Source organism: Aminobacter sp. Y103A, from assembly GCF_030294925.1.
Taxonomy (GTDB): Bacteria; Pseudomonadota; Alphaproteobacteria; order Rhizobiales; family Rhizobiaceae; genus Aminobacter; species Aminobacter ciceronei.
The window spans coordinates 1,480,194-1,505,050 of record NZ_AP017986.1 but is presented as its reverse complement, the minus strand read 5'-3'; the positions used below and the strand labels follow the sequence as shown (position 1 = coordinate 1,505,050).

The 24,857-nt window shown below is 64.4% G+C and carries 22 protein-coding genes; 13 read left to right on the top strand and 9 right to left on the bottom strand.

What is annotated here, in order from left to right; translation table 11 throughout:
* The first annotated feature begins 203 nt into the window (after positions 1–203).
* Entirely contained in the window at positions 204–2,255 is a 2,052-nt protein-coding gene (locus Amn_RS07245; protein ID WP_286295839.1) for a putative bifunctional diguanylate cyclase/phosphodiesterase, read from the top strand.
* 8 nt (positions 2,256–2,263) lie between these two features.
* Here the strand turns inward: Amn_RS07245 and Amn_RS07240 are convergent, their stop codons facing one another.
* Entirely contained in the window at positions 2,264–3,706 is a 1,443-nt protein-coding gene (locus Amn_RS07240) for a helix-turn-helix domain-containing protein (RefSeq protein ID WP_154385328.1), read from the bottom strand.
* A 245-nt stretch (positions 3,707–3,951) separates the two neighbouring features.
* On the opposite strand from Amn_RS07240, the gene aceA reads away from it, so the two are divergent.
* From aceA to Amn_RS07225, 3 genes are all read left to right on the top strand, one after another.
* The gene (gene aceA, locus Amn_RS07235) at positions 3,952–5,241 is read left to right on the top strand and encodes an isocitrate lyase (RefSeq protein ID WP_067965225.1); all 1,290 of its coding nucleotides are present in this window, start codon (positions 3,952–3,954) and stop codon (positions 5,239–5,241) included.
* 93 nt (positions 5,242–5,334) lie between these two features.
* Positions 5,335–5,577 (top strand): SMc00767 family acetate metabolism repressor, encoded by a 243-nt coding sequence (locus tag Amn_RS07230; protein ID WP_067965227.1) that lies wholly within the window; start codon positions 5,335–5,337, stop codon positions 5,575–5,577.
* A 230-nt stretch (positions 5,578–5,807) separates the two neighbouring features.
* Complete coding sequence (locus tag Amn_RS07225; protein ID WP_286295833.1) at positions 5,808–6,254, top strand: ANTAR domain-containing protein; 447 nt, start codon at positions 5,808–5,810, stop codon at positions 6,252–6,254.
* A gap of 3 nt (positions 6,255–6,257) precedes the next feature.
* Here the strand turns inward: Amn_RS07225 and Amn_RS07220 are convergent, their stop codons facing one another.
* Entirely contained in the window at positions 6,258–6,968 is a 711-nt protein-coding gene (locus Amn_RS07220) for an HAD family hydrolase (RefSeq protein WP_286295831.1), read from the bottom strand.
* A gap of 137 nt (positions 6,969–7,105) precedes the next feature.
* Here Amn_RS07220 and Amn_RS07215 point away from each other — a divergent pair, with 137 nt between their 5' ends.
* On the top strand, positions 7,106–8,542 hold the full coding sequence (locus Amn_RS07215; protein WP_286295830.1) for a glutamine synthetase family protein: 1,437 nt from the start codon (positions 7,106–7,108) through the stop codon (positions 8,540–8,542).
* Positions 8,543–8,655: 113 nt separating this feature from the next.
* Positions 8,656–9,942 (top strand): NAD(P)/FAD-dependent oxidoreductase, encoded by a 1,287-nt coding sequence (locus tag Amn_RS07210; protein WP_154385325.1) that lies wholly within the window; start codon positions 8,656–8,658, stop codon positions 9,940–9,942.
* A 202-nt stretch (positions 9,943–10,144) separates the two neighbouring features.
* Here the strand turns inward: Amn_RS07210 and Amn_RS07205 are convergent, their stop codons facing one another.
* The 3 genes from Amn_RS07205 to Amn_RS07195 form a co-directional block, all read right to left on the bottom strand.
* The gene (locus tag Amn_RS07205; RefSeq protein WP_154385324.1) at positions 10,145–11,620 is read right to left on the bottom strand and encodes a sensor histidine kinase; all 1,476 of its coding nucleotides are present in this window, start codon (positions 11,618–11,620) and stop codon (positions 10,145–10,147) included.
* On the bottom strand, positions 11,617–12,291 hold the full coding sequence (locus tag Amn_RS07200; RefSeq protein WP_067965239.1) for a response regulator: 675 nt from the start codon (positions 12,289–12,291) through the stop codon (positions 11,617–11,619). Before Amn_RS07200 ends, Amn_RS07205 begins: the two co-directional genes overlap by 4 nt.
* Before the next feature lie 86 nt (positions 12,292–12,377).
* Positions 12,378–12,761 (bottom strand): hypothetical protein, encoded by a 384-nt coding sequence (locus tag Amn_RS07195; RefSeq protein ID WP_067965241.1) that lies wholly within the window; start codon positions 12,759–12,761, stop codon positions 12,378–12,380.
* Positions 12,762–13,030: 269 nt separating this feature from the next.
* On the opposite strand from Amn_RS07195, the gene Amn_RS07190 reads away from it, so the two are divergent.
* From Amn_RS07190 to Amn_RS07180, 3 genes are read left to right on the top strand one after another with little or no spacing between them, the layout of a single operon-like run.
* Positions 13,031–13,453 carry a DUF5602 domain-containing protein gene (locus Amn_RS07190; RefSeq protein WP_154385323.1) on the top strand — a complete coding sequence of 141 codons (423 nt, stop codon included), beginning with the start codon at positions 13,031–13,033 and terminating at the stop codon, positions 13,451–13,453.
* Positions 13,450–13,977, top strand: coding sequence for a plastocyanin/azurin family copper-binding protein (locus tag Amn_RS07185; RefSeq protein ID WP_192318276.1), 528 nt, complete (start codon positions 13,450–13,452; stop codon positions 13,975–13,977). The genes Amn_RS07190 and Amn_RS07185 overlap by 4 nt, the downstream gene beginning before the upstream one ends.
* Positions 13,978–14,005: 28 nt before the next feature.
* Positions 14,006–14,701, top strand: coding sequence for an RNA polymerase sigma factor (locus Amn_RS07180; protein ID WP_286295824.1), 696 nt, complete (start codon positions 14,006–14,008; stop codon positions 14,699–14,701).
* Here Amn_RS07180 and Amn_RS07175 read toward each other — a convergent pair.
* Positions 14,698–15,822, bottom strand: a complete 1,125-nt coding sequence (locus tag Amn_RS07175; protein ID WP_154385321.1) for a beta-ketoacyl-ACP synthase III — start codon at positions 15,820–15,822, stop codon at positions 14,698–14,700. The two genes, Amn_RS07180 and Amn_RS07175, sit on opposite strands and share 4 nt — an antisense overlap.
* Positions 15,823–15,931: 109 nt before the next feature.
* Positions 15,932–16,684 (bottom strand): SDR family oxidoreductase, encoded by a 753-nt coding sequence (locus Amn_RS07170; protein WP_286295821.1) that lies wholly within the window; start codon positions 16,682–16,684, stop codon positions 15,932–15,934.
* A gap of 158 nt (positions 16,685–16,842) precedes the next feature.
* On the opposite strand from Amn_RS07170, the gene Amn_RS07165 reads away from it, so the two are divergent.
* From Amn_RS07165 to edd, 4 genes are all read left to right on the top strand, one after another.
* Positions 16,843–18,189 (top strand): hypothetical protein, encoded by a 1,347-nt coding sequence (locus Amn_RS07165; RefSeq protein WP_286295819.1) that lies wholly within the window; start codon positions 16,843–16,845, stop codon positions 18,187–18,189.
* Between the two features lie 225 nt (positions 18,190–18,414).
* Entirely contained in the window at positions 18,415–19,884 is a 1,470-nt protein-coding gene (gene zwf, locus Amn_RS07160; RefSeq protein WP_067965256.1) for a glucose-6-phosphate dehydrogenase, read from the top strand.
* A gap of 5 nt (positions 19,885–19,889) precedes the next feature.
* Entirely contained in the window at positions 19,890–20,591 is a 702-nt protein-coding gene (pgl, locus tag Amn_RS07155) for a 6-phosphogluconolactonase (RefSeq protein ID WP_286297939.1), read from the top strand.
* 153 nt (positions 20,592–20,744) lie between these two features.
* Positions 20,745–22,568, top strand: a complete 1,824-nt coding sequence (gene edd / locus Amn_RS07150; protein ID WP_286295817.1) for a phosphogluconate dehydratase — start codon at positions 20,745–20,747, stop codon at positions 22,566–22,568.
* Positions 22,569–22,607: 39 nt separating this feature from the next.
* Here the strand turns inward: edd and Amn_RS07145 are convergent, their stop codons facing one another.
* Positions 22,608–22,958 (bottom strand): MliC family protein, encoded by a 351-nt coding sequence (locus tag Amn_RS07145; protein ID WP_286295815.1) that lies wholly within the window; start codon positions 22,956–22,958, stop codon positions 22,608–22,610.
* Positions 22,959–23,051: 93 nt separating this feature from the next.
* A complete protein-coding gene (locus Amn_RS07140; RefSeq protein WP_067965264.1) occupies positions 23,052–24,581 on the bottom strand; it encodes an ABC-F family ATP-binding cassette domain-containing protein in 1,530 nt (509 codons plus the stop codon).
* Between the last annotated feature and the right edge of the window lie 276 nt (positions 24,582–24,857).

Sequence of the window (24,857 nt, the reverse complement as noted above, 5' to 3'; positions counted from 1 at the left end):
TGGGTCACCGCCCAGTTTCGGACAGCACATGGGTGCGGCGCACGCGACCTTCAATTACCTGCCAAGTCAACCACGCGCCGTGGCCCAATGGGGTGAAACGGATCGGCAAGGTTTGTCTCGGATAAAGCCGGCCAAACTCTGGAACTGCGCGTCGCGCTTTCCGAAAACGTCCCGAGTTTCGGCCGACGCGCAAGGAACCGTTCATGCTGACCGTACTCAACTGCCTCGTCACCGCCCACGACTATCGTTTTGTTGCCGCTGCCTTGGCCATCTGCGCGCTCGGCTGCGTGGTGTCGATGCGCTTGTTCGCCCGTGCCCGCAACGTCCGGCGCGCCAAGCACGCGGCCTTCGTCGTCATGGCCGGCCTGGCCGGCGGCATGACGATCTGGACGACGCATTTCCTGGCGATGCTTGGCTTCATTCCCAATGTCGAGCACGGCTTCGAGCCCAATTTCACCGTGCTGTCGTTGGCCTTTGCCATCGCCACCTCGATGGCTGGCTTCATGATCGCCGCCAGCCGCGAACGTGACTGGATGATCGAGGCCGGTGGCGGCGTGATCGGTGCCGGCATCGCGCTGATGCATTTCGCCGGAATGCGCGGTTTCGTCGTCGCCGGCACGATCAGCTACGATCCCTCCTTCGTTGCCTTTTCCGTCGCCGCGGGCGCGGCACTCGGCATGCTTGCCACCAACCGTGTGGCGCGCGGCACCACCCGCACCAGCCACTATGCCGGCATGGCAGCCCTGATCCTGGGCATCGGCATCATGCACTTCACCGCCATGGGCGCGGTGCAGATCACGCCCGACCCACGCGTCGCAGTCCCCAGCCAGCTGATGTCCGACAGCGTGCTGGCGATCCTGGTCGTCCTGGTGACCGTACTTGTGGTGATGCTCGGCGCGGTGACCCACCTGGCCGAAGAGCAGGGTCAGCAGGACGCCGTCGCGCATTTCCGGCACCTGGCCATGCACGATCCGCTGACCGGCCTGCCCAACCGCGCCGCGGTTCGCGACGAGCTGCCGATGCGGCTGAAGCAGGCAGCGGGCACCTCGTTGGCGATCCTTGCCGTCGACCTCAACCGCTTCAAGGAAATCAATGACGTCTACGGCCATGCCGCCGGCGACGCAGTGCTGGTCCAGACCACGGCAAGGATGCGTGCAGCGCTGATCGAGGGCGAGTTTTTTGCCCGGATCGGCGGCGACGAGTTCATCGCAGTCAAGCCGTTCACCCGCGAGAACGAGGTGGAGGAGTTCGCCGCCCGCATCAGCGACGCCTTCTCCCGCCCCAACGAACTGGGCAAGGGCCGCTTCTCGATCAGCGCCAGTATCGGCATTTCGGTCTGTCCCAAGGACGGCGACAGCGTCGACGAACTGACGACACGCGCCGACCTTGCCATGTACCGGTCCAAGAAGGCGCAGGACGGCAGTTGGTGCTGGTATGATGCCGACGCCGACGAGGACGGCCGCCGCCGCGGCCAGATCGCCATCGGCCTGCGCAGCGCCATCGCCGACAACGCACTGCGTCTCGTGTTCCAGCCGCAGATCTCGATGAAGAAACGCCAACTGCTCGGCTTCGAGGCGCTGCTGCGCTGGTCCAGCCCGCAGCTTGGCGAGGTCTCGCCTGCCGACTTCATTCCGGTTGCCGAGCAGACCGGCATCATCGTCGAGATCGGCGACTGGGTGCTGATGCAGGCCTGCCGCGAGGCGACGTTGTGGCCAACACCCATGGGCGTTGCGGTCAACGTGTCGCCGGTGCAGCTGATGCGTCCCAACTTCGCCGAGCGGCTGACCGAGATCCTAACCGAGACTGGCCTGGAGCCGACGCGGCTCGAGATCGAGATCACCGAGACCATGCTGATCGACAATCCGGGCCAGGCGCTGCTTGTGCTGCGCAAGATCAAGGCTCTTGGTGTCCGCGTCGCCATGGACGATTTCGGCACCGGCTATTCGTCGCTGTCGACGCTGTTTTCCTTCCCCTTCGACAAGATCAAGGTCGACCGCAGCTTCCTCAACGCGCTCGGCCGCCAGGCCCAGGCGACCAGTGTCATCGAAACGGTCATCGAGCTCGGCCACAAGCTGTCGATCCCGGTCCTCGCCGAGGGCGTCGAGACCGACTTCCAGGCCGCCTTCCTGAAGGACCGGCGCTGCGACGAGGCGCAGGGTTTTCTCTACGGCCGGCCGGTGGATTCCTCCACCGCGCATGCGCTCGCCCAATCGGGCACATGGGAGGACGAAAACGCCGGCAAGCTGAGCGCCTGATCCGGCGCTTACTGGAAGTCGAAGGCTGAGAGGCCAGTCACCATCTCGTCGAGACCGAGCGGCCGGGTGATCGGCGGCTCGGCGCGCGACAGGCAGCCGGACCGCTCGCAAAGCCGGCAGGCCGGGCCGACTGGTGTCGCTGCCACCAGGCCGGGCTTGGCGCCAACGGCAAGCGCCGGAAGGGCGGCGCCATAGACGATCTCGTCGCGGAAGGCGATGTCGCAGCCGAGCAGGATCGCCGTGCGCCGGGGGCGTTCGCTGAAGGCGCCCTGCGGCCCCTCGAGGGTGCGCGCAACGCAGAGAAATTCGGCGCCATCGGGCATTTCCACCGCCTCGACGAAGATCTGCCCCGGCTGGGTGAAGGCGGCATGGACCGGAAGTTTGGGGCAGCCGCCGCCGAAACGGCTCTGCGGAAAGCCTTGCGCGCCTGCCTTGCGGAAGCGGTTGCCGGCGTTGTCGACCTCGAGCATGAAGAACGGAACCGCAGCACTGCCTGAGCGCTGCAGCATGGTCAGACGGTTCGCCGCCTGTTCGAACGACACGCCGAAGCGCGAGCGCAGAACGTCAACGTCGTAGCGCGCCCGCTGGGCGGCCGAATGAAACGCCTGATAAGGCATCATCAGCGCATGGGCGGCGTAGCGGCCGAGCTCGAAGCGGGCGAGACGCTTGGCTTCGTCGGAGGAGAGTTTCAGCGCCTGGATTTCGGCGGCGACGGCGACCTGCATGCGGATCAGGCTCGCCTCCATCGCCACTTCGCGCAGCTGGTCGAAGGGCGACAGGCGCTCGGACAGGAACAAGCGCTGCGAATGGCGGTCGTAGCGACGGCGCCAGTTGGGCATGGTGGCGACCGGCAGCACCTTGACGACGATGCCATGCTCACGCCGCAACCAGCCCTTCAGCGCGCCCAACAGGTCGTCGCCGGGATCGAGCAGCGAGGTGAACGCTTCAGCTTCTTCTTCCAGCGAAGTGAAGTGGTTGGGTCGGCGCTCGAACACCTCGTGCACTTCGTCGATCGGCAACCGGGCACCCGACAGGGCCGTGGTATGCCCCTCGCGCGCCAGCAGCTCGGTCAGGTCGGACAGGCGCTCGGCCTGCTCGCGATAGGCGCGGAACAGCTTGATCACCGCAGCCGCTGCGTTGGGCGCGGCCTCGGCGATCTCGACCAGTTCCTGGTCGCCGGGCAATTCGCCCGACAGAAGCGGGTCGGCGAAAACCTCTCGAAGTGCTGCGATCGAGCCCCTCGCCTCACCCTGCAGCTCATCCGGATCGACCTTGTAGACCGAGGCCAGCTTGAGGATGAGCTGCACCGTCAGCGGGCGCTGATTGCGCTCGATGAGATTGAGATAGGACGGCGAGATGCCTAGGCCCTCGGCCATCGCCGTCTGGGTCAGGCCCTTCTGGTTACGGATGCGCCGGATGCGCGGTCCGGCGAAGATTTTCTGCTCGGCCATGGCTTTTACACCGAATTTACAACGAAAGCAGGGGGACTAGCCTACCCGACCTTTTACATTCTTTACAAATTTACAGCGGCGTTCTGTCAAACACAACACAGGTTTTCCCTATTATTTGCTGCATTTCGTTGAATTTTCTGGCTGCTTCGGCGCCGCAATGTCAAACAAGTCACATAGAAATCGCCGCAAACAAACCCAAGACGCGGTGGCCGCCCCCAGACCTAAGTGACCAGACGGAGTCGACAATGACCGATTTTTACAACCTCGTCCCTTCAGCCCCGGAAGGCCGTTTCGACGGCATCGAGCGCCCCTACTCGCCGGAGGACGTGAAGCGGCTGCGCGGCTCCGTCCAGATCAAGCAGACCCTGGCCGAAATGGGCGCCAACCGCTTGTGGAAGCTGATCCACGAGGAGAACTTCGTCAACGCGCTCGGCGCCATGTCCGGCAACCAGGCGATGCAGCAGGTCCGCGCCGGCCTGAAGGCGATTTACCTCTCGGGCTGGCAGGTCGCCGCCGACGCCAACACTGCTTCGGCAATGTATCCCGACCAGTCGCTCTACCCGGCCAACGCTGCGCCCGAACTGGTCAAGCGCATCAACCGCACGCTGCAGCGCGCCGACCAGATCGAGACCTCGGAAGGCAAGGGTCTTTCGGTCGACACCTGGTTCGCCCCGATCGTGGCTGACGCGGAAGCCGGCTTCGGCGGCCCGCTCAACGCCTTCGAGATCATGAAGGCCTTCATCGAGGCAGGTGCTGCCGGCGTCCACTTCGAGGACCAGCTGGCTTCGGAAAAGAAGTGCGGCCACCTCGGCGGCAAGGTGCTGATCCCGACTGCGGCGCACATCCGCAACCTCAACGCCGCGCGTCTCGCCGCCGACGTGATGGGCACTTCGACGCTGATCGTCGCCCGCACCGACGCCGAAGCCGCCAAGCTGCTGACCTCCGACATCGACGAGCGTGACCAGCCCTTCGTCGACTACGACGCCGGCCGGACCGTGGAAGGCTTCTACCAGGTGCGCAACGGCATCGAGCCCTGCATTGCCCGTGCCATCGCCTACGCTCCGTTCTGCGACCTGATCTGGATGGAAACCGGCAAGCCGGACCTCGAGCAGGCGAGGAAGTTCGCCGAGGCCGTGCACAAGGCGCATCCGGGCAAGAAGCTGGCCTACAACTGCTCGCCGTCATTCAACTGGAAGAAGAACCTCGACGACGCGACGATCGCCAAGTTCCAGCGCGAGCTGGGCGCGATGGGCTACAAGTTCCAGTTCATCACACTGGCTGGTTTCCACCAGCTCAACTTCGGCATGTTCGAGCTGGCCCGCGGCTACAAGGATCGCCAGATGGCGGCTTATTCGGAGCTGCAGGAAGCGGAATTCGCAGCCGAAGTGAACGGCTACACCGCGACCAAGCACCAGCGCGAAGTCGGCACCGGCTACTTCGACGCCGTCTCGATGGCGATCACCGGCGGCAAGTCGTCGACGACCGCGATGCACGAATCGACCGAACACGAACAGTTCCGCCCGGCCGCCGAATAGGCCTGGCTCCAGCTCCCCCGGAGGCACAAGGCCTCCGGGCACCGCCCGAGGCAACGCCCGCAAGGGCAAAGGCAACCACCGAGGAGAACCACAATGGCACCGCGTACCCGTGTCAAGGAACGAGCCGAAGAACAGGCGACCACCATGAGCGCCGACCAGCAGGCCGTGATCCGCATCGTCGCCAACGACCTGCACCGCCTGAACCAGTCGGTCATGAAGGCAGTCGAGGCCGGCGTGTCGGTGGAACTGGTCCGCTCGGCCCGTCACCATGGCGGCGACGGAAACTGGGGTGACCTGCTGATACCCGTCATCGTCACCCAGCAGCCACACGGCTGACAAGCGTTCCCTCTGCCCCCACGGATCCCGTCCGCAGCCCTGCTGCGGGCGGGATTTGTCTTTTAGCCACGGCTCATTTGACTACGACCCACCTGTCGAGTTTCTATCGCCTGCGACTAAAGTCGAATGTCGTTTCCAGCGTATTACTTGACACTTCCCGCAGTTGACGCGAACGTAAGGGACCGAACGCAACCCGATTGAACAGACGCCCTCAGCTGTCGGCTAAGCCAATGAAATGGAATGACCCAGATTCGGGCGGCAGTCCGGATGAGAGTGCGCGCACCCTTGAAGGCTGTGTCGCTGACCTGAGCAAGGTGCTCGTCGTCGGACGCTCCCCGATCAACCGCGTCGTCGTTGCCAAGATCGTCGAACGCTCCGGGCTGAAGACGGTCTCGGAAGCGCCTGATACGGCAGCTGAGATGCTGCACGTGCTGGCACCGGGCACGATCATCCTCGACGGCGGCAGCGACAACCGGGATTGCGACGGGCTGATGCAGTCGATCCTGTCGCTGAGGCTGGCGTCCGGCAGCAACCTGCCGTCGGTGATCCTTTTGTCCAACCGCGCCGGCACGCCCGAAAGCCTGTCGCTGTCGAGTGCCGTCGACATCGTCGTCGCCAAACCAATCACCCCGGAGCGGCTGCAGCCCGTCGTCGAAAAGCTGCTCGGCCGCTGCTGAACCTCAGTCGAGGTTTTTCAACAGCTTCGACAGTTCGCCGAGATGCTGCAGCTTGCGGAAGCGTGCGGCCGCTGTCGGTTCGTCAACATGCTCGTAGGCCCAGGTCAGGTCGTGGGGGATGTAGACGCCCCAGCTGCCGGCCTCGATCGCCGGCACGACGTCGGACTTGAGCGAATTGCCGATCATCATGCTGCGTGCCGGCCCATCGCCGTGGCTGCTGAAAATGCGCTCGTAGGTCGGCCGCGACTTGTCGCTGACGATCTCGACGGCATTGAAGAAATCGCCGAGGCCCGACTGGGCCAGCTTGCGCTCCTGGTCGAACAGGTCGCCCTTGGTGATCAGCACCAGCCGGTAGCGGCCGGCCAGCGCCTCGAGCGTGTCATGGACATGCGGCAGCGTCTCGATAGGATGGCTGAGCATCTCGCGGCCGGCGGCCAGGATCTTCTCGATCACAGAAGCCGGAACCCGGCCTTCCGTCACCTCGATCGCGGTCTCGATCATCGACAGGGTAAAGCCCTTGATGCCGAAGCCATAGGTGCCGAGGTTGCGCTTTTCGGCCTCCAGCAGGCGTGACTTCAACTGCTCTGCCTCGCCATGATCGGCGAGCAATTCGGCGAAGTGTTCTTCCGTCATGCGGAAGAACTGCTCGTTCTGCCAGAGCGTGTCGTCGGCATCGAATCCGATGGTGGTGAGGGAGGGCAAAGCAGATGTCATGGCGGCTCTCTAGGCCGAAAATCGGACCGAAACCAGCTGATTTCAGTTCGAACCCAAGCAGAATAGCCTGATTGCCCCCCTTTTCTAATTTCATGGCGCCCGGCTATACTCGGCAATCTGCAACGACAATCTGGTGAATGATGCCGCCTGCAAAGAAGGAAGTCCGTCCGACCACTCGGGGGGCTCGCGCCCGCACGCCCGCATTTGTGAAAAACAAGCGTGGTGTGAAGAACTGGAAGGAAGCCTCCGAATGGCTCGAATGGCGCGGTATCGAGGACATAGAGTGCATCACGCCTGACCAGGCCGGCGTTGCCCGCGGCAAGATGATGCCGTCCAGCAAGTTCACCTCCAACACCTCGCTGGCCTTGCCGTCGGCACCGTTCATGATGACGATCTCGGGCGTCTATCCCGAAGATGGCAACGGCTTCGAATACCCGGAGGATGACGGCGACCTGAAGCTTGTGCCGGATCTCTCGACGCTTTCAGTGGTGCCGTGGGAAGACGACCCGACCGCCCAGGTGATCTGCGATCTCGTCCACCAGGACGGCCGCCCCGTCGAATTCACGCCGCGCAACGTGCTGAAGCGCGTGGTGGTGGCCTACGAAAAGGTCGGCCTCAGGCCGGTTGTCGCGCCCGAAATCGAATTCTATCTCGTCCGCAAGAACCCCGATCCCGATTACCCGCTGACCCCGCCCGTCGGACGCTCCGGCCGCCCGATCGGCGGCGGTGCCGGCTATTCGATCGCCGGCGTCAACGAGTTCGACGAACTCATCGACGACATCTACCATTTCTCCGAGGCGCAGGGCCTGGAGATCGACACACTGATCCACGAGGAAGGTGCCGGCCAGCTCGAGATCAACCTGCGTCATGGCGACCCGATCGAGCTCGCCGACCAGGTGTTCCTGTTCAAGCGCACGATCCGCGAGGCGGCGCTGAAGCACGACACCTACGCCACCTTCATGGCCAAGCCGATCCAGGGCCAACCGGGCTCGGCGATGCACATCCACCAGTCGATCGTCGACAGGAAGTCCGGCAAGAACATCTTCACCGGCGAGGATGGCACGGAAACCGATGCGTTTTTCCACTTCATCGGCGGCATGCAGCAGCATGTGCCGAATGCGCTGGTGATGCTGGCGCCTTACGTGAACTCGTATCGCCGCCTGACGCAGGCGGCCTCGGCGCCGGTCAACAACAAGTGGGGCTACGACAACCGCACCACGGCCTTCCGCGTGCCGCGCTCGGACCCGGCGGGGCGGCGTGTCGAAAACCGCATCCCGTCCTCGGATGCCAATCCCTATCTGGCGCTCGCGGCATCTCTCGCCTGCGGCCTGATCGGCATGAACAACAAGCTTGTGGCCGAGCCGCCCATCCTGACCACCGCCAACGAGGACGAGATCGACCTGCCGCGCGGCCTGCTTGAGGCCGTCGACCTGTTCGAAAGCGACGACGAACTGGCAACGATGCTCGGCAAGTCCTTCGCCTCGACCTACGCGGCGATCAAGCGCGCCGAGTTCGAAACCTTCATGGAAGTGATCAGTCCGTGGGAGCGGGAGTATTTGTTGCTGAACGTGTGACGAAGCGAATAGCGAGCAGGGGAATAGCGAATAGAAGCGCTCATTTCCCTGTTCGCTACTCACGATTCCCTGTTTGCTCCCATCGCCCGAAATCCCGGAGCCATCTCCGTATCATGCTCTATCAGTCACCTATTTCCCCCGGCTTCTCCTGGTACGAGGACACGGCTGGCCCCCGCCCCGAATATCCGGCGCTTGACGGCGATCGTCAGGCCGATGTCGTCATTATCGGCGGCGGCTTCACCGGGCTTTCGGCAGCGACGCATCTTGCCAAGGCGGGCACCAATGTCGTTCTGATCGAGGCGCATCGCTTCGGCGACGGCGCCTCGGGGCGCAATGGCGGCCAGCTCGGCACCGGCCAGCGCGCCTGGGCCGAGGAGCTCGAAGGCGAGCTTGGCTTCACCCGGGCCAAGGCGCTGTTCGACCTGGCCGAGGAGGCCAAGGCGCACCTGCTCGATTTCACCGCCGCCAACGGCATCGACATCGACTACATGCCGGGCCAGATGTCGGTGGCGCACAAGCCGCGTTATGTCGACGACTACAAGGCCCATGCCGAGATCTTGGCCAGCCGCTTCAACTATCCGCATGTCAGCTTCATGGACGCGAGCGAAACCGCCGAGCGGCTTGGCTCGACGCACTACTATGGCGGCACGCGCGACACCGGCACCGGCCACATTCATCCGCTCAAGCTGGTGATCGGCACGGGGCGCGCCGCGGCCGCCGCCGGCGCCCACCTCTTCGAAAACACGCCATCGACCGACATCACCTCACAGGGCGGCAAGGTCAGGGTGACGACGCCGCGCGGCACGATCACGGCACAGAAATGCCTGATCGCGGTCAACGCCTATGGCGGCAAGCTGGAGCCGGTGAGTGCCGCTCATATCATGCCGATCGGCTCGTTCATCGGCGCCACGGTGCCGCTGGGCGCGGATTCGAAGGTCATCCCCGGCGGCGAGTCGGTCGACGACTCCCGCTTCGTCGTGCGCTACTTCCGCAAGTCGCGGGACGGGCGGCTGCTGTTCGGCGGGCGCGAGATCTACGGCGTCAACGACCCCAAGGACATCCACATCCACATCCGCAAGCAGATCACCGAGATTTACCCAGCACTGAAGGATGTCGAGATCACCCATGGCTGGGGCGGCTATGTCGGCATCACCGTGCCGCGCAAGCCGTTCGTGCGCGAGGTGATGCCGAACGTCATCTCGATGGGCGGCTACTCCGGCCACGGGGTGATGCTGTCGAACTTCTTCGGCAAACTTTACGCCGAGGCGGTGGCCGGCAACCGCGACCGCCTCAAGCTGATCGAGGAGCTGAAGATCCCGCCCTTCCCCGGCGGTCGGCGTTTCCGGACGCCGCTCCTTTTCCTCGCCCTCAACTGGTTCGCGCTGCGGGACAGGATATAGTGCCATGGCGGACGAGTTGGTCGATCGTATCTACGAAGCGGCCTTTGTCCCGGATCATCGACGCTTAAGGCGATGATCGCCGCTTCCGCTCCGCTTCAGCGGCATGCCGCTGTTCGATGGCTAGGCCCTGGGCGTCGACCGCTGAAGGGCACGGCAAGGTCCAGATCGAAACTCCATCGGCGCAGATGGCTCGGCGCAGCCTTCAGCTGGTCTGCCTCGCAGCCTGCGGCTTTGCGCCCGACGTCGTCGGCTGCCACAGCGGCAGCTGTAGCCTGACGCGGGCGCCGACCCACGGGCCAACAAGGATTTCGACGCTGCCGCCATGCAGCCGGGCAATCTCGCGGGCGAGATTGAGGCCGAGGCCGGCGCCGCTGTTGCGCGGGCGCAGGCGATAGAAGGGCTGGAACACACGCTCATGCTCGTCGTCGGGGATACCCGGACCCTCGTCGTGGATTTCCACCCCACCCCTGCCGTCGACCACCACCGATATGGTGCCCTCGCCGCCGCCATGATCGATGGCGTTGCGCAAGAGGTTGGTGACTGCCTGCTGGATCTGCAACGGCTGGATGTTGACCAGCACGCTCGTGGCCAACGGCTCGAAGGTAAAGTCGTAGCCGGCGCCGAGCGCCAGCGGCGCGAAATCTGCGGCGAGGTGGCGTGCGAATGCGACGAGGTCGACGACCTCGCGGGCACCTGCCGACTGGTCGAGCACCTGCCGGTCGAGCAGCTGCTGCGCAAGGTTGGACAGACGCTCGATGTCCGTCAGCAGGCGCGCGCTTTCGGGATCCTCGCGCAGAAGTTCAGCGCGGGTGCGCAGGATGGCGATCGGCGTGCGCAGCTCGTGCGCCGCGTCGGTCAGGAAGCGGTTGCGCTGGTCATAACCCTGTCCGAGGCGTGACAGCGCGTTGTTGAAGGCTTCGACCAACGGCGCGATCTCGGTCGGCACCTGCTCGGTCGGCAGTTGCACGGCGCGATTGTCGATGTCGATGCGCTTGGCCTGTCCCGCCGTGGCGACCAGGCCGGCAAGCGAGCGGCGCACGACTGCCGGCGTGGTGACCAGCGTCGTCACGCCCATGACGATGATGACCGGCGAGAGCATGATCAGCACGACGAGCGCCAGGATAGGGATGATCCGGACCCAGATGGGCTGGCCGTCGGGATAGCGGACGACGTCGAAATCGAGGTCGACGTTGATATCGAGGCCATCGGTCTGGTCGCGCGAGGCCACCGTCGCGGCGATGATCTGCATGCGGCCGGTACGGGTGTCGGCGTTCATCAGCGTCGCCTCGGGAAGGCGCAGTTCCTTATTGAAACCGAGGGTCGCCTTGTTCACGCCCCACAAAAGTTCGCCCGTGCCTTTTGCATAGGCTTCGGGAACATCCCCTTCCCTGAGCACCTCGCCCTTCTCGTCGCGGACGACGAACCAGAGGTGGGGGAACTCTTCCCGGAATTTGCGAAGGTCATCGGTATCCTCGATGACGAGACGACCTTGCGCGTCCCGCGCGATCGCCTCGGCGACAAGTCCGGCTGCCACTTCAGTATCGATGATCAGTCGGGGCTGGGCGATGAAGAACGCTGCGCACAGGAGCGCGATGAAGGTAATCAGCGTCGCCGCCTGGAGGAGAATGAGGCGGCGGACAAGGACCCATTGCAGCGAAGTCGGGCGCAGCTTCTTCATGCCACGGCGCGCAAGAGATAGCCGAGATTGCGGATCGCCCTGATCTCGACCCCGGCCGAGACATCGTCGAGCTTGCGGCGCAGCCGCGAGAGGTGGGAATCGAGCGCGTTGGAACCGATCTCGTCGTCCATGGCGTAGACCGATTCTTCGAGCGTCGCGCGCAGCACGGTGCGGCCGGGCCGGCGCAGCAGCGCTTCAAGCGCCAGTTGCTCGCGCCGCAACAGCTCCAGCGGCTTGTCGCCGACGCTCGCCTCGCGATGGTGGAAATCATAGGTGAGCCGGCCGACCACCGTCTGCTCGGAGCGCAGCGCGACAGGGCGGCGATGCAGCGCCCGCAGGCGCGCCATCAGCTCCTCCATGGCAAACGGCTTGACCAGATAGTCGTCGGCGCCTGCGTCGAGCCCGGTGACCCTGTCGTTGAGGCCGCTGAGTGCCGTCAGCATCAACACCGGCGCATCGACACGCAAGGCGCGCAGCTTGGGAATGAGGTCGAGGCCTTCGCCATCCGGCACGCGGCGGTCGAGCACGATGGCATCGTAAGGTCCGAACTCGGCCGCAGCCTCGGCATCGGCAAGCGTGGCAACGTGATCGACGATGACGTTGCGGCGTGCCAGCGCCGATTTGAGCACCGAGGCCATCTCCGGCTCGTCCTCAAGCAGCAAAATGCGCATGCACGTAATCCTTCGATCAATCCCCGGGCCTAGCCAAAGCCGGTAGGGGCATTGGCCCGCCACCGGCACGGCACAGCCTCAAGCGGTTACTCGCATTCCAGCTTCGGCTTACGGAAGTTGGTGATGTACCAGCGCCCCTCGGACCTTGTGGCGTAGAATGTGTAGAAGCACTCCTGCTGCTCGACATAGCCTGGCGTGGTGTATTCCTCATAACGCGTGCCGCGCCTGGTGTCGCGATACTCGCCGCTGGTCGAGCCGGCGACGGCGTTTGTCGATATCTTGCTCCACTGGTAGGCGCGCTGGCCACGGCCGAGTTCGATCACCGAGGTGGGTGGGCCGTAGTCGATGATGACCGACTCGAGCGGCTGGCCGATATAGCCCTTCATGACGTCCGACTGGCAGCCGGCCAGGAAGATCGCGGCGGCGACGGCAAGTGTGCCGACAGCGCGGCGTGCAGTGCTGAGAGACATGTCTGATCCCAGTTTGTGGATGATGTTCCCGGGCAGCTACGCCGCCAAGATTGCATCTACATTGCAGCGGTCCCGGCGATCGCGGCCGGGATCGGGAATCTCCCTTGTCCTTGGAATTTTACGCGATGCGTTCCCCGAGCATCATCGATGATGACCTCTGCCTTCACCATGGGCAGGCGGCCGCACATTCACGGGAACCTTTTTCGATCGCTGACATCCAATGACTGAAGCCACCGCACAATGCGTTGGCGCCAGCAGGAGATATCTAGATGAAACTGGTTTCCGCCGCACTTTCCCTCGTGCTCGCGAGTGCCCTGCCCGCGCTTGCTCACGACATTCCCGCCGATGTCGCCAAGTCGCCGCCGGCCGGCGCCTTCAAGGCGGTCAGCAGCCTGGTCAAGCTGCCCGACTTCCTGCCCGGCATGGGCCAACTGTTCGTCGATCCCGCGTCGCTGCCGGCCGGACCGTTCCTCGCCTACGACCATGACGGCAAGCTGGTCAGCACCATCTACATGCTGCCGATCAAGGATCTCAATCCCGACAAGCGCTTCGACGATCTTGCTTCACCGGGCGGCAATGTCGACCACGTCAGCGTCTACTACAATGCCGGCCATCCCGGGGTGGAAGAGCCGCATGCCCATGTCGTGCTGTGGCATGTGGCCAAGGCCGACGAGGCACGTGTGGCGAAATGATCGTCACGCGCAGACGCATGATCGAAGCCGGCGGGGGATTTTTCCTCGCCGCGCTTCTGGCAAGGCCGGCGCTCTCGGCCGGCGCAGTCGACGTCGAGATGCATGGCAAGGATGATGGAGCGCGTGTCTGGTTCGATCCGATCGGCATTCACATCGAGCCCGGCCAGACCATCCGCTGGACCAATCGCGACCCCGGCAATTCGCACACAGTGACGGCGTATCACCCAGACATGTTCGAGCGGCCGCTGCGCATTCCTGTCAACGCCCAGCCTTGGAATTCCGACTATCTGATGCCGGGCGAGACCTTCTCGGTAACGCTGACGGTGCCTGGGGTGTATGACTATTATTGCGTGCCGCACGAGCACGCCGGCATGGTCGGGCGGATCGTGGTCGGCGTGCCGCCTGCACCGGTCAAGACGGCAACAGCGGCAGACCAGACACCGACGCCGCTGCCTGACATCGCGCTGGACGCGTTTCCGCCGGTGGACGAGATCATCGCCAAGGGCATCGTCCGCAAGGCGTGAACGGCGAGCCGGAAACTGGAGCGACAACATGCAACTGGCAACCTTGCGGAAACAGGTCGACCTCGACAGGTACCGCGACGAGGAACTGGTGGCACTCGCGCGTCAAGGTGGCGAGAACGCCATCCGCGCGCTCATCAAACGCAACAACCAGCGGCTTTTCCGCATTGCCCGTGCCGTCACGCGCGACGACGCAGAGGCGGAGGACGCGGTGCAGGAGGCCTATGTCAGGGCCTTTACCCGGCTCGAAAGCTTCAAGGGCGAGGCGCTGTTTTCGACATGGCTCACGAAGATCGCGCTCAACGAGGCGATCACGCGTATCCGCAAGCGACGGCCGTCCGGCGAGTTGGACGAACTGGATGCCGCCGCCAATGGAGGCCAGGTGATCATGTTCTCGACATCGCTGACACCACCGGGCGCAGATGCCGAGCTTGGTCGCGGGCAGGTACGCGCCTTGCTCGAACAGGCGATCGAAGAATTGCCGGCGGCCTTTCGCATTGTCTTCATCCTGCGCGACGTCGAGGAGATGAGCATCGACGAGACCGCGGCACAGCTGGCGCTCAAGCCCGAGACGGTCAAGACGCGGCTGTTCCGCGCCCGCAAGCTGATGCGGGCAGCGATCGAAAAACGCCTGTCGAGCGGCTTTGCCGAGTTGTTCCCGTTCAATGGCTGGCGCTGCGAACGCATGGCCGACCGGGTGGTCGAGCGGCTGCGCGGCGAGGCTTAAAGCTTCCTGACGATCACGCTGCCGGCGGAGTAGCCGGCGCCGAAAGAGCAGATCACGCCGAGGCTGCCAGTGGGCAGGTCGTCGGAGAATTTCGAAAACGCGATGATCGAGCCGGCGGACGAGGTATTGGCGTAGTCCTGCAGCACGTTGGGCTGCTCTTCGCGGCTCGGCTCGCGACCCAGCACCTTCGAGCCGATCAGGTCGTTCATGCCCTTGTTGGCCTGGTGCAACCACAGCCGCGACAGGTTTTGCGGCTCGATGCCCTGCTCCGCCAGATGGCCGAGCATCAGTTCGGCCACCATCGGCACCACCTGCTTGAACACCTTGCGGCCTTCCTGGTGGAACTGCATGTCGCGGCGATCGGCCATGTGGCCTTCGCGGGTGCGGCGCAGGAAGCCGTTGTTGTTGCGGATGTTGTTGGAGAACTCGGTGAGACAACGGGTGGCCAGCACCTCATAGGCATCGTCCGCCTTCACCTCGTCGGCGCGCTGCAGCACGACGGCCGTGCAGACATCGCCGAAGATGAAGTGGCAGTCGCGGTCGCGCCATTCCTGATGCCCGGAGGTGATCTCCGGATTGACCATCAGGATCGCCCGGGCCGAGCCGGTGCGGATCATGTCGGCTGCAAGCTGAATGCCGAAGGTCGCCGACGAACAGGCGACGTTCATGTCGAAGGCAAACCCCTTGATGCCGAGCGCCTGCTGCACCTCGATGGCGACAGCCGGATAGGCACGCTCGTGGTTGGAGGCAGCGCAGATGACCGCGTCAATGTCGGCGGCGGTCAGGCCCGCCTTCTTCATCGCCTCATCAGCCGCCTTGACCGAAATCTCGGCCATCAGCGACAGCTCGTCCTCGGCGCGCTCAGGCAGCACCGGGTGCATGATGCCGGGATCGAGAATGCCGAACTTGGAGACGACATGGCGGCGCTCGATGCCCGAAGCCTTGACGATGAACTCTTCCGACGACATCGCCATCGGCTCGCGCTCGCCCGCCTCGATGGCGTCGGCGTGGAGCTTGTTCTGGCGGTGGGCATATTCATTGTAGGAGGCCACCAACTCGGCGTTGGTGATGACCTCTTCCGGCGTGAAGATGCCGGTCCCGCTGATCGCAACCCTGTGCATGGCGTTTCCCATTGGTTTTAAGCCATTGGAATAGGGTTCAGGCAGCAGCGGTCAAGCTTTGCGACCACAATTTCAGGTCGAAAGCGCGGTTACCTCGCGGCAGAAATGCTCAAATGCAGCGCCCGCCATCCACTTCCATGGCCACGCCGGTGATCAGAGAGGCCTCGTCGGAGACCAGGAACAGGGCGGCGTTGGCAATGTCGAGCGGGGTCGAGAAACGGCCGAGTGGGATCGACGCCTTGAACTTTTCGCGAATCTCGGGCGTGTCCTTGCCCATGAACTTTTCCAGCATGCCTGTCTCGCCAGCGACCGGGCAGAGGCAGTTGACGCGGATGTTCCTGGGCGCGAGCTCGACCGCCATCGACTTGGTCGCGGTGATCGCCCAGCCCTTGGAGGCATTGTACCAGGTCAGGCCCGGGCGCGGTCTCAGGCCGGCGGTCGAGGCAGTGGTCAGGATCGAACCGCCGCCCTGGCGCTCCATGATCGGCACGACCGCGCGCGCGGCATGGTAGATCGCCTTCATGTTGACTGCGGTGATCAGGTCGAAGACGTCTTCCTCGACATCGACGAGATCGCCGTTGCGGTGGGTGTAGCCGGCGTTGTTGACCATGATGTCGATGCGGCCGAAGGCACTTTTGGTAGCGTAGACCAGCTCGTCGAATTCGGCGCGCTGCGACACGTCGGTTGTGATTGCGATCGCGCCATTGCCGATCTCGACCGCGACCCGCTCGGCCTCCCTGGAGTTCAGATCGGCAACGACGACCTTCGCGCCCTCCTCGGCAAAACGCCTGGTCATGCCTTCGCCAAAACCGGCGGCACCGCCCGTGATGATCGCGACCTTGTCCTTGAGCCTGTCCGCCACGTTACGCCCCTTTCGAATCGAACCCTGTCACCAGCCACTCATCGAAAACGAAAACGCCTCGGTCAGCAACAGACAAGCAGTTGCCGCGGAGTGCTCGGCTTGCGGCACACTTCAAACAATTCTAAAGTAAATGTCTGCCTCTGGGTGGGGACGCAAGCATGAAACTTCGTTTCTTATTTGCATTGTTTTCAGCAAGTGCAGGTCTGTTCATCGGCTTCCAGCAAGCAGCGAATGCAGCCTGCATGGTGCCGAGCTACAACCAAAAGCGCGGCATACCGCCCGGCTTCACCGAGGCGCAGGGCTTCAAGGGCCGCTTCGACTTCCCCGCAAGCACCAGTGAACCACTTCCGGCCTTCCTGTCGATCGACTTCACCCAGGACTGGCGCGCCTATATCCAGGCGGTGCTCGACTATTCGTTCGAGGGCAACATCGCCGTCGACTTCGACGTTGCCGACAACAATGTGCGCAACTGGTATCATGCGCTCTGGATGCATCCGGGCAATTCGGGACGGGAATTCCTGCACGGCTTGACCAAGGAACGCGCCACCGACCCGGAACAGCTCGCCGAGGGCGTGACCAAGTCCTTCGATACATGGGCGGTCGGCTTTTACAATGCGCTCGGCGCCACCACCTTCGCCAAGGTGTGGAACGACCCGTGCAGCCCCAAGATCGACGACATCTATTTTCCCATCGGCACGACGACGTTCAAGCTGCTGTTCACCACCGCCACGGCAACTGACATCCCCTATCTCGCCGGCGCACCGGAATGGGAAGTTGACATCGGCCGGGCGCCCAACCGCATCGGTAAGCTGCATCTCTATCAGATCGACATCGCCGTGCGCGACCCGCGCTCGCTGCAAACCGGATGGGTGTTCGGCACCTTCGTCTACCAGGGCAGCGTTCCCGGCACCGATCCGTGGAAAAAGCTGGTGCCGGTCGGGCTGAGCTGGGGCAATGACCGCTTCGTGCCGCCGCCGGGACAATTGCGCCAGAACGTGCTCAACGAAACGCTCGAGGGAAAGATCTATGGCTGGGCCGGGCGCAAGGAGCTTGGCTGGGGTGGGCGCGTCAACGGCCCGGCCGACAACCAGATCAGCTCCTGCGTTTCGTGCCATGGTTCGGCGCAATATCCGCGCAGCGACGATTTCGGCAACTTGCCACGGCAGCCGGCGACGCCGGTCGATTACCAGCGCCGGCTCTTGGAGTATTTCCGCGACATCTTCGCCGGCGGCGTGTTCGACGGCGAGTCGCGTTACTTCGGCACGCAGACAGCTGTCTTGGCGCGGCCGCTCGACTACTCGCTGCAGTTGCAGGTCGGCATCGAACGCATGTGCGCGACGGTCACCGCGCGCGAGGCGCCGTTCAATGACGGCACGGTCCCGGTCCCGCCGGTGTGCCCGACACCTCCTGCTGTCGTGGCTGGCGGCCCCGAAAGCCTCTCGACCGGACCGGCGCTTGCCGATCGCGACGACACGATCGACGCCCTGCTGGAGCCGATCAGATAGTGAGCCGGGCTACATGGCGGCAGGGATGCACGGCAGCATCTCCGGCATCGGGTACATGCCTTGCAGCCCGAAACAACCTATCTTCGGCTGGCGCCACGGCTTCGTCTGGACCACTATCAAATCTTCGCGTGTGACACCGTGGCACTGGCTTTTGGGCTGGCGCTTTTAAATCGATTAGATTATATCAGGCGGCGACGCGACGACCGTCTTGAAATTGGAACGATCATGACCAGCCAGATCATCCCCGTCGATCCTTTCGACTTCATCATTTTCGGGGGCACCGGCGACCTGTCGGAACGCAAGCTGTTGCCGGCGCTCTATCACCGCCAGCGCGACCACCAGTTTTCCGAGCCGACCCGCATCATCGGGGCGTCGCGCACCAAGATGGACGACAAGGAGTTCCGCGCCTTCGCCAAGAAGGCGATCTCGGATCACGTGAAGCCCGAATATATCGAGGAAAAGGAACTCGCGACCTTCCTCGACCGGCTGAGCTACGTCACCGTCGATGCCAAGTCGGGCGACGGTTTTGCCGAACTCAAGAAGTCGCTTGCCGACAGCAAGCGCATCCGCGTCTTCTATCTCGCTGTGGCCCCCAGCCTGTTCGGCGACATCTCCGACCACCTCAAGGCGCACAAACTGGTCACTTCGGATTCCCGCATCGTCGTGGAAAAGCCGATCGGCCGCGACCTCGAGTCAGCCAGGGCGCTGAACGACATCATCGGCGACGATTTCGGCGAGCACCAGATCTTCCGCATCGACCACTATCTCGGCAAGGAGACGGTGCAGAACCTGATGGCGCTGCGCTTCGCCAACGCGCTCTACGAGCCGCTGTGGAACTCGGCCCATATCGACCACGTGCAGATCACGGTGGCCGAAACCGTCGGCCTGGAAGACCGCGTCACCTATTACGACAAGGCCGGCGCCTTGCGCGACATGGTGCAGAACCACATGCTGCAGTTGCTCTGCCTCGTCGCCATGGAGGCACCGGCCTCGATGGAGGCCAATGCCGTCCGCGACGAAAAGCTCAAGGTTCTCAATGCACTGAAGCGGGTCAACGGCAACGAGGCGCCGAAGCAGACGGTGCGCGGCCAGTATCGCGCCGGCGCATCGGCCGGTGGCCCGGTCAAGGGTTACATCGAGGAGCTGGGTGCGGAGAGCAACACCGAGACCTTCGTCGCCATCAAGGCCGAGATCGCCAACTGGCGCTGGGCCGGAGTGCCGTTCTATCTACGCACCGGCAAGCGGCTGGCCTCGCGTGTCTCCGAGATCGTCATCGAGTTCAAACCGATCCCGCACTCGATCTTCGGCGAGAGCGCCGGTCCGATCTTCAACAACCAGTTGGTCATCCGCCTGCAGCCCGACGAGGGCGTCAAGCAGTTCATCATGATCAAGGATCCAGGCCCGGGCGGCATGCGTCTGCGCCAGATCCCGCTCGACATGAGCTTCGCCCAGTCCTTCGACGGGCGCGCGCCGGATGCCTATGAGCGCCTGATCATGGACGTGGTGCGCGGCAACCAGACGCTGTTCATGCGCCGCGACGAGGTCGAGGCGGCATGGAAGTGGATCGACCCGATCCAGCACGCCTGGGAAGGCAGCCGCCAGGAAGCCCAGGGCTATACCGCCGGCACCTGGGGTCCGTCGGCGTCGATCGCGCTGATCGAGCGTGACGGTCGCACCTGGCATGAGAGCAATTGAGCGCCATGGCTGGCATTGCGCCCCACTGGAACGAGTTTGAGACGCGCGACGCGTTGGCAGCTTCGCTGGCCGTTGCTGTCGCCGACACTCTGCGCGCGGCGATCTCGCGGCGCGGCGAAGCGTTCCTGGCCGTTTCCGGTGGCTCGACGCCCGGCCGGTTCTTCGCAGCTCTGTCGCGCGAAGAGCTCGACTGGGGCAAGGTAACGGTGACGCTTGTCGACGAGCGTTTCGTTCCAGAGACTTCATCACGTTCCAACGCATCGCTTGCCAAGGCTAACCTGCTGCAGAACGCGGCGTCCGCCGCCCGTTTCGCGCCGCTGTTCCAAGAGGCAACGAGTGTCGAGGACGGCGTGCGCCTTGCGGAGTCCGCGCTGAAGCCCCTGCCCTGGCCGCTCGATGCGGCGATCCTCGGCATGGGCGGCGACGGCCACACCGCTTCGTTCTTCCCCGATGCTGCCGGGCTCGACGCCCTGCTCGACCCGGCTTCGTCCCGGCTGGTGATGCCGGTTCATTCCGACAGCGCCGGCGAGCCGCGGCTGACATTGACGCTGCCTGCGCTGGTGGGCGCCGGGCTGGTCGTCATCCATATCGAGGGCGCGGAAAAGCGCAACGTCATCGAGGCGGCACTGGCCACCGACAAGGCCCTGCCGATCAGCACCGTGATCGACCGGGCGCCGCGCGCCGCCGAGATCTACTGGGCCCCGTGATCGGGACCCGGCCGCGCCGAGCTCCTCCAGGGGCCGCGGCGCCGCGAATGCCTAAATCGAGCATGGTCCGGCGCAGTCGGCTGCGCCGTCTGCCGGTCCATGCCAGCCCGAAACTCCTCCCGGTTCGGGCCCCGCGTTGAAAGGACTGAGGCCATGACAGCCAGGAACGACATCCAAGCCATCACCGAGCGCATCCGCGAACGCTCGAAGGTCAGCCGCGAAATCTATCTCGATCGCGTCAATGCAGCAGCCGGCAAGACCGCCAATCGCGGCGTGCTCTCCTGCGGCAACCTTGCCCACGGCTTTGCCGTCTGCAGCCCTTCGGAGAAGGTCGCGCTCGGCGGCGACAAGGTCGCCAATCTCGGCATCATCACCTCCTACAACGACATGCTGTCGGCGCATCAGCCGTTCGAGACCTATCCGCAGCTGATCAAGGACGCGGCGCGCGAAGCCGGCGGCATTGCCCAGGTGGCCGGCGGCGTTCCCGCGATGTGCGACGGCGTCACGCAAGGGCAGCCCGGCATGGAGCTGTCGCTGTTTTCGCGCGATGTCATCGCCATGTCGGCCGCAATCGGCCTCAGCCACAACATGTTCGACGCCGCCGTCTATCTCGGCGTCTGCGACAAGATCGTGCCGGGCCTGGTGATCGCGGCGCTGACCTTCGGCCACCTGCCGGCAGTGTTCGTGCCGGCCGGACCGATGACGTCAGGTTTGCCGAACGATGAGAAGGCCAAGGTTCGCCAGCTCTATGCCGAAGGCAAGGTCGGCCGCGCCGAGCTGCTCGAAGCCGAGTCCAAGTCCTATCATGGACCGGGCACCTGCACCTTCTACGGCACCGCCAACTCCAACCAGATGCTGATGGAAATCATGGGCCTGCACACGCCGGGCGCCTCCTTCGTCAATCCTGGAACACCGCTGCGCGATGCGCTGACCCGCGAGGCGACAAGGCGGGCACTCGCCATTACCCATCTCGGCAACGCCTACACACCGGTCGGCCACATGATCGACGAGCGCTCGGTGGTCAACGGTGTCGTCGGCCTGCACGCCACGGGCGGGTCGACCAACCACACCATCCACCTGATCGCCATGGCCGCCGCTGCCGGCATCCGCCTGACCTGGCAGGACATCTCCGACCTGTCGGATGCAGTGCCGCTGCTTGCCCGCGTCTACCCGAACGGCCTGTCCGACGTGAACCACTTCCAGGCAGCCGGCGGCATGGGGTTCCTGATCCGCGAACTGCTCGACGCCGGCCTGCTGCATGAGGACGTGCAGACTGTGTGGGGCGAAGGTCTGCGTCCCTATGCCGTCGAAGCCAAGCTCGGCGCCGACGGCTCGGTGGTGCGCGAGGCGGCACCCAAGGTCAGCGGCGACGAAAAGGTGCTGGCGCCCGCCGCCAAGGCGTTCCAGCCGACCGGCGGCCTCAAGGTGCTGGGCGGCAATCTCGGCCATGCCATCATCAAGACCTCGGCGGTCAAGCCCGAGCGCCGCATCATCGAGGCGCCGGCGCTGGTGTTCGACAGCCAGCAAGGCCTCAACGACGCCTTCAAGGCCGGTCTTCTCGACCGCGATTTCATCGCCGTCATCCGCTTCCAGGGCCCCAAGGCCAACGGCATGCCGGAACTGCACAAGCTGACCACCGTGCTCGGCATCCTGCAGGACCGCGGCCACAAGGTGGCGCTGGTCACCGACGGCCGCATGTCGGGTGCCTCAGGCAAGGTGCCGGCGGCGATCCATGTCACGCCGGAAGCGCTCGAAGGCGGGCCGATCGGGCGGGTCCATGACGGCGACATCGTGAGGCTCGACGCCGAGGTCGGCACGCTCGAGGTCCTGGTTCCCGCCGGAGATCTGGCGCTGCGCCCGGAACCGGTCTGCGACCTCTCGGGCAACGAGCACGGCATGGGCCGCGAGCTGTTCGCCGGCTTCCGCCAGATGGCCGGCCGCGCCGACCACGGCGCAAGTGCCTTCGGCACGGCCTAGTCCAAAAGCCGAGGCTCTACCCCGAGGTCGAGCCTCTCGCTACTTCACCACCTCGCAAGACATCACCGCCGGTGCATCCTCGCCCTTGGTCAGGTCGTAGAGATCGGCATTGTCGCCCTTGGTCCACCAGACATAGTTCTGGCCGGCATATTTGGCGCCGCTGGCGCTCAGCACGGTGACGGCCACGACCGTCCGGTCACCGAGCGTGAGCACGGCGAGCGAATTGTCGCCGGCATTGACGTATTCGGCCTTCACCGTCTGGTCGCCGCATCCATAGTCGACCGCGTTGCGCTCGACCTCCGCATCCCCCGGCAGATCCAGCGTGACGGTCGAAGCCATTGCCGCACTGGTCGCAGCGGCGAGAATGATCGCAGTGACGCTCAAGCGCATGACGGTCTCCTGAAATGCTCGTCATGCGACGATAGCACGCCGAAACGGCCTGCCGAAACCAAGGCTCCGGCAGGTCATTTCGCGCGACGGCGGCTAGGCGCCGTTTTTCGCCACATCTGCAAAGAAGCCTTCCGGGCTCTCCACTTCGACCAGCCGTTTCTTCTCGATTAGCCAGAAGCGGTTGCCGACGGCGCGGACGAAGCTGCGGTCGTGCGAGACGAGCAGGCAGCTCGCCTCGTGCTTCAGCAGTTCATCCTCCAGCGCCTCCTGCCCATCGATGTCGAGATGGTTGGTCGGCTCGTCGAGCAAGTAGAAGTTCGGGTTTGTCAGCCTGAGCACCAGCATGCCGAGCCGCGCCTTCTGGCCGCCGGACAGGCGGCCGATCGGATTGCCCTGCATCTCGACGGTCAGGCCGGCGCCGGCAAGCAAGGTCCGGGCACGCTGCTCGCCGAGCTCGAACCGACGCGTCAGCATCGACAGCGGTGCGTCTTTGTCCCTGAGATCGGACAGGCCCTGGTCGCCATACCCCAGCACCAGCGAGGGCGTCGCCTTGACCACGTCCCTGGCGTTTTCCGGTGCGCCGATGGCCTGCCTGACCATGTTGACCAGCCGGGTCTTGCCGGTGCCGTTGCGGCCCAAAAGGACGACGCGGTCGCCCTGGCGAAGCCACAGTTTGCCGGTACGGAACAGCAGCGTTCCATCTGGCGTGGTGACGGGCGCGTCGTCGAAGGTGACCAGCACCTTGGCATGGGTTCCACGATTGGCGAGCCTGATGGCGCCAGCCGAACGCTCCTGATGGGCCGGCCGCGCCGCATCCTCCAGCCGCTCGGCCCGCTCCTTCAACTGCTTGGTCTTCACCACCAGAAGGTCGCTGCCCGAATTGATGCCGATGTTGTTGAGCTTGGCGGCCTGGCGGCGCAATTGCTGCGCCGTCTTCATGTCCTTCTCGAAGCGGCGGGCCTCCGATGCATCGATCTCATCAAGCGCGTCCCGTGCCCTGGAATAGGGCAGCGAAAAGACCTGCGAGTTCTCTGGCCTGAGGAACAGCGTCCGGTTGGTGACGGCGTCGAGGAAGGCGCGGTCGTGACTGCAGATCACCACCGGCACGTCGCGCGGCAGGGCGTTCAGCCAGCCTTCGAGCTGGGCGATGCGCGCGAGGTCGAGATGGTTGGTCGGCTCGTCGAGCAGCAGCATGTCAGGCTCGGTCACCCAGACGCGGGCAAGCAGGGCCAACCGCTGCCAGCCGCCACTCAGCTTCGACAAGGGCCGCTGCCGCATCTCCTCGGGCACGTCGAGATCGTCGAGAACGATGTCGACGCGCCAGCTCTCGCTCTCAGCCTGATCGGCGGGAAGCGCTGCAAGGACGGCGTCATGGAACGCCATGTCGATCAGGCTTGCCGGCACGTCCTGCTCGACATGGCCGACCCGCAGGCCGCGTGAACGGGTGATATCGCCTGATGTCGGCTCGAAGGCGCCCGTGATCGCGCGCAGCAGCGTGGACTTGCCGCGACCATTGGCGGCGACGATGCCAAGCCGGTCACCCGGTTCGACGGACAGGTTGAGATTGGAGAAGAGCGGTGCACCGAGCGTGACGCCGAGCGACCTCAGATTGATCAAAGCCATATCAGTTCTCTGGTCTGGCCGGACCATCGCCCGCATCCGATCATACGAGATGCTTTTGGGAAACCGAGTCCGGTGATTGTCCAGATGCGGACGAGCCCAAGGCTCGAGGCCGCATCACCACTGAGGGCAGACCGGGAGAGAGATACGCAACATCGAATGCCGCATCATACTGTCCAAAAATCGTAACTGATCGTTGGGGTCGATGCTGTTGGCGCGTCGTCCGAGGTCAGCCCTGCAAACGCATCTGCAGGGCGTGGACAGGGCCGCGCTGACGGT

Bases quoted from the DNA above. Each gene is read 5' to 3' on its own strand.
- Amn_RS07245 (WP_286295839.1), top strand. From the start codon at position 204: ATGCTGACCGTACTCAACTGCCTCGTCACCGCCCACGACTATCGTTTT.
- Amn_RS07240 (WP_154385328.1), bottom strand. From the start codon at position 3,706: ATGGCCGAGCAGAAAATCTTCGCCGGACCGCGCATCCGGCGCATCCGT.
- aceA (WP_067965225.1), top strand. From the start codon at position 3,952: ATGACCGATTTTTACAACCTCGTCCCTTCAGCCCCGGAAGGCCGTTTC.
- Amn_RS07230 (WP_067965227.1), top strand. From the start codon at position 5,335: ATGGCACCGCGTACCCGTGTCAAGGAACGAGCCGAAGAACAGGCGACC.
- Amn_RS07225 (WP_286295833.1), top strand. From the start codon at position 5,808: ATGAAATGGAATGACCCAGATTCGGGCGGCAGTCCGGATGAGAGTGCG.
- Amn_RS07220 (WP_286295831.1), bottom strand. From the start codon at position 6,968: ATGACATCTGCTTTGCCCTCCCTCACCACCATCGGATTCGATGCCGAC.
- Amn_RS07215 (WP_286295830.1), top strand. From the start codon at position 7,106: ATGATGCCGCCTGCAAAGAAGGAAGTCCGTCCGACCACTCGGGGGGCT.
- Amn_RS07210 (WP_154385325.1), top strand. From the start codon at position 8,656: ATGCTCTATCAGTCACCTATTTCCCCCGGCTTCTCCTGGTACGAGGAC.
- Amn_RS07205 (WP_154385324.1), bottom strand. From the start codon at position 11,620: ATGAAGAAGCTGCGCCCGACTTCGCTGCAATGGGTCCTTGTCCGCCGC.
- Amn_RS07200 (WP_067965239.1), bottom strand. From the start codon at position 12,291: ATGCGCATTTTGCTGCTTGAGGACGAGCCGGAGATGGCCTCGGTGCTC.
- Amn_RS07195 (WP_067965241.1), bottom strand. From the start codon at position 12,761: ATGTCTCTCAGCACTGCACGCCGCGCTGTCGGCACACTTGCCGTCGCC.
- Amn_RS07190 (WP_154385323.1), top strand. From the start codon at position 13,031: ATGAAACTGGTTTCCGCCGCACTTTCCCTCGTGCTCGCGAGTGCCCTG.
- Amn_RS07185 (WP_192318276.1), top strand. From the start codon at position 13,450: ATGATCGTCACGCGCAGACGCATGATCGAAGCCGGCGGGGGATTTTTC.
- Amn_RS07180 (WP_286295824.1), top strand. From the start codon at position 14,006: ATGCAACTGGCAACCTTGCGGAAACAGGTCGACCTCGACAGGTACCGC.
- Amn_RS07175 (WP_154385321.1), bottom strand. From the start codon at position 15,822: ATGCACAGGGTTGCGATCAGCGGGACCGGCATCTTCACGCCGGAAGAG.
- Amn_RS07165 (WP_286295819.1), top strand. From the start codon at position 16,843: ATGAAACTTCGTTTCTTATTTGCATTGTTTTCAGCAAGTGCAGGTCTG.
- zwf (WP_067965256.1), top strand. From the start codon at position 18,415: ATGACCAGCCAGATCATCCCCGTCGATCCTTTCGACTTCATCATTTTC.
- pgl (WP_286297939.1), top strand. From the start codon at position 19,890: ATGGCTGGCATTGCGCCCCACTGGAACGAGTTTGAGACGCGCGACGCG.
- edd (WP_286295817.1), top strand. From the start codon at position 20,745: ATGACAGCCAGGAACGACATCCAAGCCATCACCGAGCGCATCCGCGAA.
- Amn_RS07145 (WP_286295815.1), bottom strand. From the start codon at position 22,958: ATGCGCTTGAGCGTCACTGCGATCATTCTCGCCGCTGCGACCAGTGCG.
- Amn_RS07140 (WP_067965264.1), bottom strand. From the start codon at position 24,581: ATGGCTTTGATCAATCTGAGGTCGCTCGGCGTCACGCTCGGTGCACCG.